General features: G+C 41.8%; 11 protein-coding genes. 8 read left to right on the top strand and 3 right to left on the bottom strand.

Going from position 1 to position 13,309, the window contains the following annotated elements; all coding sequences use genetic code 11:
- Positions 1–3: 3 nt before the first annotated feature.
- The 3 genes from PUND_RS10040 to PUND_RS10030 are packed head-to-tail and all read right to left on the bottom strand — an operon-like array spanning position 4 to position 3,266.
- Complete coding sequence (locus PUND_RS10040) at positions 4–1,611, bottom strand: carboxyl transferase domain-containing protein (RefSeq protein ID WP_010389951.1); 1,608 nt, start codon at positions 1,609–1,611, stop codon at positions 4–6.
- 9 nt (positions 1,612–1,620) lie between these two features.
- Complete coding sequence (locus PUND_RS10035; protein WP_008114693.1) at positions 1,621–2,796, bottom strand: isovaleryl-CoA dehydrogenase; 1,176 nt, start codon at positions 2,794–2,796, stop codon at positions 1,621–1,623.
- A 35-nt stretch (positions 2,797–2,831) separates the two neighbouring features.
- Positions 2,832–3,266, bottom strand: a complete 435-nt coding sequence (locus tag PUND_RS10030) for a MerR family transcriptional regulator (protein WP_008114692.1) — start codon at positions 3,264–3,266, stop codon at positions 2,832–2,834.
- Positions 3,267–3,595: 329 nt separating this feature from the next.
- On the opposite strand from PUND_RS10030, the gene PUND_RS10025 reads away from it, so the two are divergent.
- The 8 genes from PUND_RS10025 to drt4 all read left to right on the top strand — a co-directional run bounded on the left by PUND_RS10025 (position 3,596) and on the right by drt4 (position 13,241).
- Positions 3,596–4,777: a thiolase family protein gene (locus PUND_RS10025; RefSeq protein WP_010389953.1), complete on the top strand. Its 1,182-nt coding sequence runs from the start codon at positions 3,596–3,598 to the stop codon at positions 4,775–4,777.
- A 72-nt stretch (positions 4,778–4,849) separates the two neighbouring features.
- Entirely contained in the window at positions 4,850–6,340 is a 1,491-nt protein-coding gene (locus tag PUND_RS10020) for a CoA-acylating methylmalonate-semialdehyde dehydrogenase (protein WP_010389954.1), read from the top strand.
- Positions 6,341–6,459: 119 nt separating this feature from the next.
- Positions 6,460–7,617 carry an acyl-CoA dehydrogenase family protein gene (locus PUND_RS10015; protein WP_010389955.1) on the top strand — a complete coding sequence of 386 codons (1,158 nt, stop codon included), beginning with the start codon at positions 6,460–6,462 and terminating at the stop codon, positions 7,615–7,617.
- A gap of 10 nt (positions 7,618–7,627) precedes the next feature.
- Entirely contained in the window at positions 7,628–8,407 is a 780-nt protein-coding gene (locus PUND_RS10010) for an enoyl-CoA hydratase (protein WP_010389956.1), read from the top strand.
- Complete coding sequence (locus tag PUND_RS10005; RefSeq protein WP_010389957.1) at positions 8,407–9,564, top strand: enoyl-CoA hydratase/isomerase family protein; 1,158 nt, start codon at positions 8,407–8,409, stop codon at positions 9,562–9,564. Before PUND_RS10010 ends, PUND_RS10005 begins: the two co-directional genes overlap by 1 nt.
- A 4-nt stretch (positions 9,565–9,568) precedes the next feature.
- On the top strand, positions 9,569–10,468 hold the full coding sequence (gene mmsB / locus PUND_RS10000; RefSeq protein WP_010389958.1) for a 3-hydroxyisobutyrate dehydrogenase: 900 nt from the start codon (positions 9,569–9,571) through the stop codon (positions 10,466–10,468).
- A 9-nt stretch (positions 10,469–10,477) separates the two neighbouring features.
- Complete coding sequence (locus PUND_RS09995; protein WP_010389959.1) at positions 10,478–11,248, top strand: SDR family oxidoreductase; 771 nt, start codon at positions 10,478–10,480, stop codon at positions 11,246–11,248.
- Positions 11,249–11,600: 352 nt separating this feature from the next.
- Positions 11,601–13,241 carry an antiviral reverse transcriptase Drt4 gene (gene drt4, locus PUND_RS09990; protein ID WP_010389960.1) on the top strand — a complete coding sequence of 547 codons (1,641 nt, stop codon included), beginning with the start codon at positions 11,601–11,603 and terminating at the stop codon, positions 13,239–13,241.
- The last annotated feature ends 68 nt before the right edge of the window (positions 13,242–13,309 follow it).

Here is a 13,309-nt window from a genome sequence, read left to right as displayed (position 1 = left end):
CCATTACATTCTAAATACGCCAAATTTTGATTCACGCTCAGGAGCATTTTTAGCTGCGCTAAGTGCAAGCCCAAGAACATTGCGTGTATCAGCAGGGTCAATAATGCCATCATCCCATAAACGGGCACTGGCATAATATGGGTGACCTTGCTGTTCGTATTGATCGATGATTGGCTTTTTAAAATCGCTAATTTGTTGCTCGCTCATGCTTTCGCCTTTGCGGGCTAAACCATCTTGTTTTACTTGCGCCATCACACCAGCGGCTTGTTCACCACCCATAACCGAAATACGGGCATTTGGCCACATCCACATCATGGTCGGTTCAAACGCGCGGCCACACATACCATAGTTACCTGCACCGTATGAGCCACCGATTAAAATAGTAAATTTGGGTACATCGGCACACGATACCGCCATTACCATTTTAGCGCCGTGTTTAGCAATGCCTTCAGACTCGTATTTTTTACCGACCATAAAGCCAGTGATGTTTTGTAAAAATACCAGTGGAATGTTGCGCTGAGCGCATAATTGAATAAAGTGTGCGCCTTTTTGCGCTGACTCACTAAATAAAATACCGTTGTTGGCCACTATGCCTACGGGATGACCATAAATGCTGGCAAAACCTGTTACCAGTGTTTCACCAAAGTAGCGTTTAAATTCATCAAACGATGAGTCATCAACAGTACGTGCAATGACCTCACGGACATCAAATGGCTTTTTAAGATCAGTACCGACAATGCCGTAAAGTTCGTTAATATCATAACGAGGGGCTTTTACTTCTTCGAGTAATGGTGAGGTAGGGCGCGAATAGTTAATTCGTTCAATACACTGGCGAGCAATCGATAAGGCATGAGCATCGTTTTCTGCGTAATGATCGGCCACACCTGATGTTTTACAGTGTACATCGGCGCCACCAAGCTCTTCTGCAGTAACTACTTCACCGGTGGCAGCTTTTACCAGCGGCGGACCAGCTAAAAAGATAGTGCCTTGCTCTTTTACAATAATACTTTCATCGGCCATAGCAGGAACATACGCACCACCTGCAGTACATAACCCCATAACCACAGCAATTTGTGGAATGCCTTTACCCGACATACGCGCTTGATTATAAAAAATACGACCAAAATGCAGTTTGTCAGGGAATACGTCGTCTTGCTCAGGTAAGTTTGCGCCACCTGAGTCAACTAAATAAATACACGGTAAATGACAACGTTCGGCGATGTCTTGAGCGCGTAAATGCTTTTTAACAGTCAGCGGGAAATAGGTGCCGCCTTTTACTGTCGCATCATTAGCAATCACCATACATTCAACGCCTTTAACGCGACCAATACCTGCAACCACACCGGCACAAGGAATATCTTGTTCATAAACGCCAAAGGCAGCAAATTGCGATATTTCTAAAAATGGCGAGCCTTCATCTAGCAAAGTGGTAATACGGTCACGGACAAACAATTTACCGCGGCCTTCATGCCGCTCTTTTAGCGCAGCGCCGCCGCCTAAACGTATTGTTGCTGCTTTACTGCGTAAATCATCCACTAGCGCCGACATGTTGTTGTGATTTTGCACAAAATTTGGATCATGCGGATTAACGCTCGATTTTAAAATCGTCATAACTAATCCTTAGCGGCTTTCAGTGAATAATTCGCGACCAATTAACATACGGCGTATTTCTGAGGTGCCTGCACCAATTTCATATAATTTTGCATCACGCAGCAAGCGACCTGTTGCGTATTCATTTATATAACCATTACCGCCTAAAATTTGAATTGCGTCTAATGCCATTTTAGTTGCAAGCTCTGCAGCATATAAAATTGCGCCAGCAGCGTCTTTACGGGTGGTTTCGCCGCGATCACATGCTTTTGCTACTGTGTACACATATGAGCGAGCTGCGTTCATTTGTGTATACATATCAGCAATTTTGCCTTGTATTAACTGAAATTGACCAATAGGGCTGTCAAATTGCTTACGCTCATGGATGTAAGGCACAACAATATCCATACACGCTTGCATTATGCCAAGTGGGCCAGCCGCTAAAACAACACGCTCATAATCAAGGCCACTCATAAGTACCTTAACGCCTTCGTTTAAGTTACCTAAAATATTTTCTTCGGGTACTTCACAGTTTTCAAATACCAATTCACAGGTATTTGAACCACGCATGCCGAGCTTGTCGAGCTTTTGTGCGGTTGAAAAACCAGGGAATGTTTTTTCTACAATAAAGGCAGTAATCCCTTTAGCGCCGGCGTTTAAATCTGTTTTTGCATAAATCACCAACGTATCAGCGTCTGGGCCATTAGTGATCCACATTTTATTACCGTTTAAAATGTATTTATCGCCTTTTTTCTCTGCTTTGAGTTTCATAGAAACAACATCAGAGCCCGCATTAGGCTCACTCATCGCCAGTGCACCAATGTGCTCACCACTAATAAGTTTAGGTAAGTATTTTTCTTTTTGTGCTTGTGAACCATTACGGTTTATTTGATTAACACACAGGTTTGAATGCGCACCGTAACTTAAACCAATAGAGGCACTTGCACGGCTAATTTCTTCCATGGCAATAACGTGCTCTAAATAACCTAAGCCAGCACCACCAAATTCTTCATCCACGGTCATGCCAAGCACGCCCATTTCACCCATTTGCGGCCAAAGTTCATTGGGGAACGCATTATCAAGGTCAGTTTTTTCAGCTAGTGGGGCAATTTCTTGACTGGCAAAGCTGTTTACGTGACTGCGGATCATATCTGCAGTTTCGCCAAGGCCAAAGTTCATTTCTTTATATAGTGAAATAGTGCTCATGATTAATTCCTGTGTGTTGATGACGTTGTTATATTTTATTCATCTATTTTGCTAAGCGTGTCGCGACAGCGACGTTCAGCGGTGACCAGTTCCATAAGAACCACTTTAATGTCATCCATCTGTTGTGAAAGATCGGCTTTTTTCTCACTGATAAGGTCAAGCATAGTGACTAACTGTTTTGCACTTGATTTATCAGCATCATACAGTTCAAACAAACGACCTGTTTCCGCTAATGTGAAACCCAAACGTTTACCGCGCAGTATTAGCTTAAGGCGTACCTTGTCGCGCTTTGAGTAAATACGTGTTTGACCATTGCGCTCTGGTGATATTAACCCTTGGTCTTCGTAAAAACGGATAGAGCGGGTGGTAATATCAAATTCTTTAGCCAATTCACTAATGCTAAAAGTTTGTTCGTTTTTAGCCGGCTCGTTGGCTGAATTTGCAAAGTTTGTTTGATTATCTGATTTCATTGTAATGTTTACCTCATTCGAATAACTCCAATATAAGTGAAGTTTACGTAAAGGTAAAGTGCGATCTGGTTGTTATACTTTAGACGTATAAAATAAAAGCGGAAATGCAGCAGAAGTTGAGTGTTTATAAACGTTATAAGCCAGTTAGACAGTATGTAATAAATTTTTAGCAAGCTAACTTTACAGTTTTTACACTAATTAGAAAGTTGATTTTAGATTTACGTTGGCGTAAACGTAAATTTTATGTATGCTCGTATTTATCAGATTAGTTTAAACATTAAGCTAAACATAATAAAACATGTTTGCGTTAATTGAAAATGGAGCCTTTTATGTCTTTCGAAAGCGTTGTAATTGTAGCAGCAAAACGCACCCCAATGGGTGGATTTATGGGCGCACTAAGTGATGCGCAGTCTACCGAATTAGGTGCTACGGCCATTGCAGGTGCACTTGCTCAAACGGGTTTAAGCAATGATGCAATTGATGAAGTAATTATGGGCTGCGTATTGCCAGCCGGTTTAGGCCAAGCACCTGCGCGTCAAGCAATGCTTAAAGCGGGGCTTGCACTAAGCACCGGCGCTACCACTATTAATAAAGTATGCGGCTCTGGATTAAAAGCAGCGATGTTAGCGAATGACCTTATTAAAGCAGGTTCTATTGAATCAGCAATCGCTGGTGGTATGGAAAGCATGACCAATGCACCTTACTTTATTCCTAAAGCCCGTGGCGGTATGCGTATGGGACATGGCGAAATTAAAGATCACATGATGAGTGATGGCCTAGAAGATGCCTACGACAATAAAGCAATGGGATGCTTTGCTCAAGACACAGCCGATGAATATGGTATTGGTCGTGAGCAAATGGATACGTTTGCACTGGGTTCATTAAGTAAAGCAAACGCAGCCATAGACAATGGGTGGTTTGATAACGAAATTACTCCGCACACTATTAAAACGCGTAAAGGCGATGTCACTGTTTCAATTGATGAGCAACCTGGCAACGCACGCCCTGAAAAAATTCCAAGCTTAAGAGCTGCATTTAAAAAAGACGGCACTATTACTGCCGCTAATTCATCGTCTATTTCAGATGGTGGTGCTGCGCTAATACTAATGAGCGAATCAAAAGCAAAAGCTGAGGGTTTAACACCACTTTGTAGAATTGTTGCTCACAGTACTCACTCTCAAAAACCAAGTGAATTTACCGTAGCTCCAGTGGGCGCAATGAACAGCGTTCTTGAAAAAGCTGGCTGGACAACCGCCGATGTTGATTTATGGGAAATTAATGAAGCGTTTGCCATGGTCACCATGCTGGCTATTAACGAATTAAAGCTTGATGAAAGCAAAGTAAACGTGAATGGTGGAGCGTGTGCACTAGGCCACCCAATTGGTGCTAGTGGCGCACGTATTTTAGTAACACTTATTCATGCGCTTAAAAACCGAGGCCTCAAAAAAGGCGTTGCGTCTTTGTGTATAGGTGGCGGTGAAGCCGTTGCTATGGCAGTCGAAGCACTTTAACTGATAACAAAGCCGCAGCAACTATAACAATCACAGCGCTGCGGCAATTAAATTGACTCAATAGGATTTATTATGCACCAAGTACCTTTACTAATTAACGGCGAGTTCGTTCAGTCAACGTCAAATGAATTAATTGATGTTGTAAACCCAGCTAATCAAGAAGTGCTCGCGCAAGTGCCATGCGCTACAGACGCAGAGATGGATGCGGCGATTGCATCAGCAAGCGAAACATTTAAAACATGGAAAGATGTGCCTATTACTGAGCGTGCGCGCATTATGATGAAATACGCGGCGCTATTAAAAGAAAACCATGATGAACTAGCCACTATTATTTGTCATGAGCTAGGCAAAACCTTTGAAGATGCAAAAGGTGATGTGTGGCGTGGTATAGAGGTAGTTGAACAAGCTGCTAATGCGCCGTCGTTAATGATGGGTGAAACCATGGAAAACGTAGCGCGCAAAATCGATACGTATTCTTACATGCAACCACTGGGTGTGTGTGCAGGTATTACGCCATTTAACTTTCCGGCAATGATCCCATTGTGGATGTTCCCACTGGCAATTGTGTGTGGTAACACCTTTATTTTAAAACCGTCTGAGCAAGATCCACTTACTCCTATGCGCTTAGCTGAGCTATTTATTGAAGCGGGTGCACCTAAAGGCGTATTACAAGTAGTACACGGTACAAAACCACAAGTAGACCGCTTATTAGAAGACAAAGCTGTTCGTGCTATTTCATTTGTGGGTTCATGTGGTGTAGGTGCCTATATTTACTCTAAAGGCACACAAAACTTAAAACGTGTTCAAGCGTGTGTTGGCGCTAAAAACCACATGGTAATTATGCCTGATGCGAGTAAATCGCATGTTGTTAATAACCTTGTAGGTGCCTCTGTAGGTGCGGCAGGTCAGCGCTGTATGGGTATCTCTGTGGCGGTATTTGTTGGTCAAGCAAAAGACTGGGTTGATGAAATTAAAGCAGGCTTTGAAGGTGTACGCCCAGGTGTTTGGGATGATGCAGACGCGGCTTATGGCCCACAAACATCACCTGCTGCAAAAGCACGTATTTTATCACTGATTGCTGATGGTAAAGCACAAGGCGCTACCTGTTTAATTGATGGCTCTGATTTTAGCGTTGAAGGTTACGAGCAAGGTAACTGGGTAGGTCCTACGTTATTTACTGATGTAACCAAAGATATGAACTTGTACAAAGAAGAGATTTTTGGCCCAGTATTGGCGTGTATGTTTGTTGATACCCTTGAAGAAGCCATTGCACTTATTAACGAAAGCCCTTACGGCAACGGTACTTCATTATTCACCTCAAGTGGTGCGGTTGCACGTAAATTCCAACACGAAATTGAAGTAGGCCAAGTGGGTATTAATGTGCCAATTCCTGTGCCTTTACCATTTTTCTCGTTCACGGGTTGGAAAGGCTCATTCTACGGAGATACTCACACGTATGGTAAACAAGGTATTCGTTTTTACACAGAAACTAAAACCATTACCTCACGTTGGTTTGAAGATGATATCGCTTCAGGCCCAAATATGAGTATTAATCTTAAGTAGTATCTTAACCGCATAATCAATAAAAAAGAGGGGCACAACACTTAATGTTGTCGCTCCTCACTAATAATTCCCGTTATGGGATGCACCGACAACAAACAAAACACAACAAGAGGTCTACCATGGACTTTAACTTATCTGAAGATCAACAAGCTTTTGCGCAAACGGCGCGCCAATTCGCAGAATCTGAACTAGCACCACATGCAGCTAAGTGGGATCGCGAACATATTTTCCCAAAAGACACAATTAAAGCCGCTGGTGAGCTTGGTTTTTGTGGCTTATACACACCAGAAGAAGCCGGTGGCTTAGGTTTATCTCGTTTAGATTCAAGCATTATTTTTGAGCAACTTGCACTGGGTTGTACAGCAACTACAGCTATGCTGACCATTCATAATATGGCAACCTGGATGATCGCAAGCTTTGGCACCGATGCAGTAAAAGACAAATACGTTGAGCAATTGGTAATGGGCGAATTACTGGCATCGTACTGTTTAACTGAGCCAGGCTCTGGCTCTGATGCTGCGTCATTAAAAACTAAAGCAGTTCGTGATGGCGATGAGTATGTTATTAACGGCTCAAAAATGTTTATTTCAGGCGCCGGTGAAACAGAAATTTTAGTGGTAATGGCACGTACAGGGGCAGATGGCCCAAGTGGCATTTCAGCGTTTGTTGTACCAGCAGATGCCAAAGGTATTGAGTACGGCAAAGCAGAAGAAAAAATGGGTTGGAATGCCCAGCCAACACGCTTAATCAGTTTTGAAGATGTACGAATTCCAGCAGCAAACTTGTTAGGACAAGAAGGCGAAGGCTTTAAGTTTGCCATGCAAGGCTTAGATGGCGGCCGTATTAATATTGCAACTTGTTCTATCGGTACTGCACAAGCGGCACTTAATACCGCACGTGAGTATTTAAAAGAGCGTACCCAATTTGGTAAGCCATTGGCAGCATTTCAAGCGCTACAATTTAAAATTGCCGATATGAATACCGAGCTTGTAGCAGCTCGCCAAATGGTTCGACTCGCTGCGTTTAAACTTGATACTAACGACAGCGAAAAAACCACTTATTGTGCTATGGCTAAACGCTTTGCAACCGATGTTGGTTTTACTGTGTGTAACGATGCGCTGCAAATTCATGGTGGCTATGGTTACATAAAAGAATACCCACTTGAACGCCACGTACGCGATGTACGTGTTCATCAAATTCTAGAAGGCACTAACGAAATTATGCGCGTGATTATTGCACGTCGTATCCTAGCCGAATCAGCCAGCGAAGTTTTATAAGGAGATTAGTATGTCAAATCCTAGCATTGAATTAACTATTGAAGGTCATGTTGCTATTTTAACTATGTCGAATCCGCCAGCGAATACCTGGACGAAAGACACCTTAGTGGCGCTTAAAGACACAGTTAATCAGCTCAACACCAATCAAAATATTTATGCATTAGTACTGACTGGTGAAGGCGAGAAGTTTTTTAGCGCCGGTGCCGACCTAAATGTATTTGCCAGTGGCGACAAAGGTGTCGCCGCAGATATGTCATGTGTATTTGGTGAAGCGTTTGAAGCGCTAACTAATTTTAGAGGTGTGTCGGTTGCAGCCATTAATGGCTATGCAATGGGGGGCGGGCTTGAAGTAGCGCTTGCTTGTGATATTCGTATTGCCGAAGAGCAAGCACAAATGGCATTGCCTGAAGCAAAAGTGGGTTTATTACCCTGTGCTGGTGGAACGCAAAACTTAGCATGGCTAGTGGGTGAAGGCTGGGCAAAACGTATGATTTTATGCGGTGAACGCTTAAAAGCCGATAAAGCGCTGCAAATTGGCTTAGTGGAAGAAGTAGTTGCACAAGGTGAAAGCTTTGCTGCAGCACAAAAACTAGCAAACCAAGTGGCAGAGCAAAGTCCATCGTCGGTTGCTGCATGTAAAACGCTGATTCAAAAAGGGCGTCATCAACCTATGGCGAATGCATTGCCACTGGAACGTGAACTGTTTGTTGGTTTATTTGATACCGAAGATCAGCAAGAGGGCGTGAACGCCTTTTTAGAAAAACGCAAAGCTAATTGGGTGAATGGCTAATGAGTGAATTAACCCGTTTAAATTCAGCTGATGCTGCCGTGGTATTTGAAACGGCAACCACAGACAATGGCCGACTCATTGGTTTTGCTACGCTTAACGCGCCTAAGTCATTAAACGCGTTAAATTTTGAGATGATCAGCTTGCTCGAGCCACAACTACAGCAATGGGACAAAGACGATAACATTGCATTAGTGGTTCTTAAAGGCGCAGGTGAAAAAGCATTTTGTGCCGGTGGCGATGTAGTGAGCTTGCACACAGCAATGAGTGAAGGTAAACCGAGCTTACTGGTTGAAGAGTTTTTTACTCAAGAGTATCAGCTGGATTACCTTATTCATTGCTACAACAAACCCATTTTAGTCTGGGGTAACGGTATTGTAATGGGCGGCGGTTTAGGTTTAATGGCCGGTGCGAGCCATCGTGTGGTTACCGAAACATCACGCATTGCCATGCCAGAGCAAACCATTGGGCTTTACCCTGATGTAGGCGGCAGTTATTTTTTACATAAAATGCCCGCCCATGTTGGTTTGTTTTTAGGGCTGACCTCGGCATCTATAAATTGTGAAGACGCTAAGCTTGTATCGCTTGCCGACCACTTTATAAATGCCGATAAATACCCAGAGCTTGTTGAAGCGTTACTCAATACTAAATGGGGTAAAACAGCAAGTTTAAACCACGACAAGCTAAGTAACTTGCTTATTGAGTTAGATAACAACTCTAGCCGTATGCCTAAAGGCAATTTAAAAGCCAACTTATCGCTAATTCAAAAGTTAGGCGAGTTTGACACGTTACAGCAGCAGGTAGATTACATTTTAAACCTAACCACAGATGACAAATGGCTACAACGTGCACAAAAATCGTTGACGCATGGTTGCCCATTAAGTTGTGCTTTAGTGAGTGAGCAGCTTAAACATAGCAAAGGCAAAAACTTAGCTGACTGTTTTAAAATGGAATTGGGCATGTCGGTTCGTGCTGGCGAAGTGGGCGAGTTTCAAGAGGGTGTACGTGCCTTACTAATCGATAAAGACGGTACGCCACAGTGGCAGTTTAAAACCTTAGCTAATGTGCCAAGCGAAGTAGTAGAGAGCTTTTTTGCAAATCGCTTTGGCGAGCAACATCCGCTAGAGCCGTACTTTTCACAACTAAATTTACAAGGGTAAAGCGATGAGTAAACTTAATATAGGATTTATTGGTTTAGGAAATATGGGCGGCCCAATGGCAGCAAACTTAGTTAAAGCAGGTCACAGTGTGCGCGTTTTTGACTTAAGTGCAGAGGCCGTTAAAGAGCTTGTGAATCATGGGGCTAGTTCGGCGCAAAGCGCAAGTGACTGTGCGCACGAGGCTGATGTGCTAATTAGCATGCTACCGGCAAGTAAACATGTTAAATCACTTTATTTAGGCACAGACGAGCAATCGGGTTTAATTAAAGTACTAAGTAAAAGTACCTTAGTGATTGATTGTTCAACAATAGATGCACAATCGGCTCGTGATGTAGGTCATGCCCTAAGCGAGCAAGGTATTGCGTTTGTTGATGCACCTGTATCGGGTGGTGTAGCAGGGGCAACAGCGGGTACGCTTACGTTTATTGTGGGTGGTGAGCAAACTGCATTCGATAAAGCCAATACTGTATTAGTCGATATGGGTAAAAACATATTCCATGCTGGTGATATTGGTGCAGGGCAAGTTGCTAAAATATGTAACAATATGCTGTTGAGTATTTTAATGGCGGGTACCAGTGAAGCTATTCAAATGGGCATTAATAACGGTCTCGATGCAAAAGTACTCAGTGACATAATGAGCGTAAGTTCGGGTCGTAACTGGACGTTAGAACTTTATAACCCCTGCCCAGGTGTTATGGAAACCGCACCAGCTAGTAACGACTATAAACCCGGCTTTATGGTTGATTTAATGGCTAAAGACTTAGGCCTTGCTATGGAGGCGGCGCAGCAGAGTAATTCACTAACGCCAATGGGCTCAATGGCTAAAAATTTATACACTATGATGCAGCACCAAGGTGCAGGCAGTGATGATTTTAGTGCCATTTTTAAATTGTTTTCGAAGTAGGAAAGTATTGTGGAAATAAATAATAATACCGTAGTTATTACCGGTGGCGCACAAGGCTTAGGTTTTGCAATGGCGCAAAAGTTTGCCTTAATGGGCGCTAATATTGCCTTAATTGATATGGCGCAAGCCCAATTAAATGAAGCAACCGAGCAACTATCTGCATTAGCAGGCGTAACAGGCACTATTAAAGGCTACAGCGCTAATGTAACCGTTGAGAGCGAAGTTGAAGACGTATTTAATACCATTAACAGTGACTTTGGTCACATTGGGGTATTAATTAATAACGCCGGCATTTTACGCGATGGTATGTTTATAAAAGCCAAAGACGGCAAAGTGGTAAAAAAAATGTCGCTTGATCAATTTCAATCAGTAATTGACGTTAACTTAACAGGTGTATTTTTAGCAGGGCGCGAAGCGGCTAGCCACATGATTGAATCAGGCAAAGGCGGCGTAATTGTAAATATGTCAAGCGTAGCGCGTGCGGGTAATATTGGCCAAACTAACTATGCTGCCTCAAAAGCAGGTGTTGTGGCACTAACCACTACATGGGCAAAAGAGCTTGGCCGTTTTGGTATTCGCGTTGGCGCTATTGCCCCAGGTGTTATTAGCACCGCGATGACCGATGTAATGAAGCCAGAAGCTAAACAGCGCATGCTAGCAGTAACACCCGTAGGGCGCTTAGGTGAAACCGCTGAAATAGCCCATACTGCTCAGTATATTATCGAAAACGACTTTTTCACTGGCCGTGTAGTAGAGATAGACGGCGGCATACGTTTATAACTTGTCAGCTCTAATTTAATTATTGAAAGCACAGCTCTTTGAGCTGTGCTTTTTTGTTTTAAATCGCACCATTATAATTTAACCATGGTTAGAAACAGAGATTTCATAAACGATATTCAACTTAAAAAAGAATACTGTATATTTAGACAGTGTGCGGTGTTTTGCCCAAGAACATTATTAAAAGTCGTTTTGGTGTATTTTAACAACGATAATTTTATAACTTGCGTAATAACTTGTTTACATTGAAGTTATTTAGTGGAATTATTGAGCAATGTAATATACGCCGTTTTGGGGTGCTATAACTCCCCAAAGTGGTGTTCAATAAGCTGTTATGTCGCTACAGAGGGATCGGATGATAGACTCAAAGTTTGTGAAAGAAGGACTTCTTAAATCAAATTACTTCCCACTTCAAAAAAACAGAAATGAAGAATTACCATCAATATTCAATTCCGGTGCTTTTAGTGCGGACATTGCTGATGAATTAGTAGCAATAAAACTACGAAGTGGTGGATATGATGATTTGTCATTTAACGTAACTAGATTTAATAATGTCCATCGTAAAATATCCATTCCTCACCCTTTACCTTACGCACATTTGGTAAATACCATAACTGAAAACTGGGATTCCCTCAGTCATATTGAAAACAATGAAAACAGCATAATTCGACCGTTAAAACATAAAGATGGTCGAATTATTGTAATGACTTACGAACAATCCAAACGTAAAACAAAGAGATATAATGATTCCTGTAAAGGTAAAAAATTTATCGTACATTCCGATATTTCAAATTTTTACCCAAGTATTTACACTCATTCTATACCATGGGCACTTTTGGGCGTGCAAGCTGCAAAAATAAACCAAAATGGTGGTTTTGAGAATGAACTAGACCAACATCAAAGGATGATGAAAAGGAATGAGACTACAGGAGTAGCTATAGGGCCAGGGACATCAAATATCATAAGTGAAATCATATTATATGAGGTGGACAAACTTCTTAAAGGCAAAGGTTATGAGTTTTATAGATTTATCGATGATTACACAGCTTTTTGCTCAACATACGAAGAATCAGAATCTTTCATAAGAGATCTGTCGGAATTTTTATCTGTATACGGTTTGCTTTTAAACATAAAGAAAACCGAAATCAAAAAACTTCCTAAGCCCACAGCTGCTGACTGGGTTTCGGACCTTGGCTCAAGAATTAGCCAACGTAAGAAAGTGAATGAATTTTATTGTATAAAAATGCTCGACTATGCCCTCGATCTTCAGGAAAAAAACTCAGGTGGTAGCATCCTTAAATTTACATTGAAATCATTAATAAACAAAGCTACCCCAAAAGCCAAAATTGCTTTGCTTGATTACTCTATAAACTTAACAATGCATTATCCGATTTTGTTACCATTGATTGGCGATCTACTTTCAGTTGCGACAAGAAAACCTAACGATAGTTATTATAAGTCACTTATTTTTACCCTAACTGAGTGCATAATTAATAAAAACTCGGATGGTATGGTTTGGTGTCTTTTCTATATTGCTAAATATTACTCGGCAACATTAAGCGATGAAATGGCGGATAAAATTATAAAGACTGGTGATGTTATTGCTATCACTACTTTGTATTTATTTACACCGCACCAACAAAAAGTTGTCGTGTTTTGTAAAAGTATTCTTCAATTGAGCCTCTTTGATATCGACCAATATTGGCTGCTATTGTATCAGGTGTTTTTTGATAAAAAGCTAGAAAACCCATATACAAACTTAGATAAATACTTGCCCTTAGTTAAGGGAAATACAGAACAACAAAGACAGGATAAGGCGAGAAACCTTTGCAATCATGATCAAAAATCATTTGACGTTCTAAAAAGTAAAGGGGTTAGTTTTATCTCTTTAGTTGAACTTGTCCCAGAAACGCATAAAAAGCCAAACTTTATTAAAAAAATAATGGCTAAACTATCGACAAAAGTAATTGAAAAAGTTGAGCAAACCGCGACATAACAAGTCGTTTAAAAGGACAATGCTCCTCACCCGTTTTAGTGGACACCTCCTCATTACTTTGAGGAGGC

This window comes from Pseudoalteromonas undina, assembly GCF_000238275.3.
GTDB lineage: Bacteria > Pseudomonadota > Gammaproteobacteria > Enterobacterales > Alteromonadaceae > Pseudoalteromonas > Pseudoalteromonas undina.
Note: the sequence above shows the minus strand (reverse complement) of the source record. Positions and strands in the feature narration are given on the sequence as shown.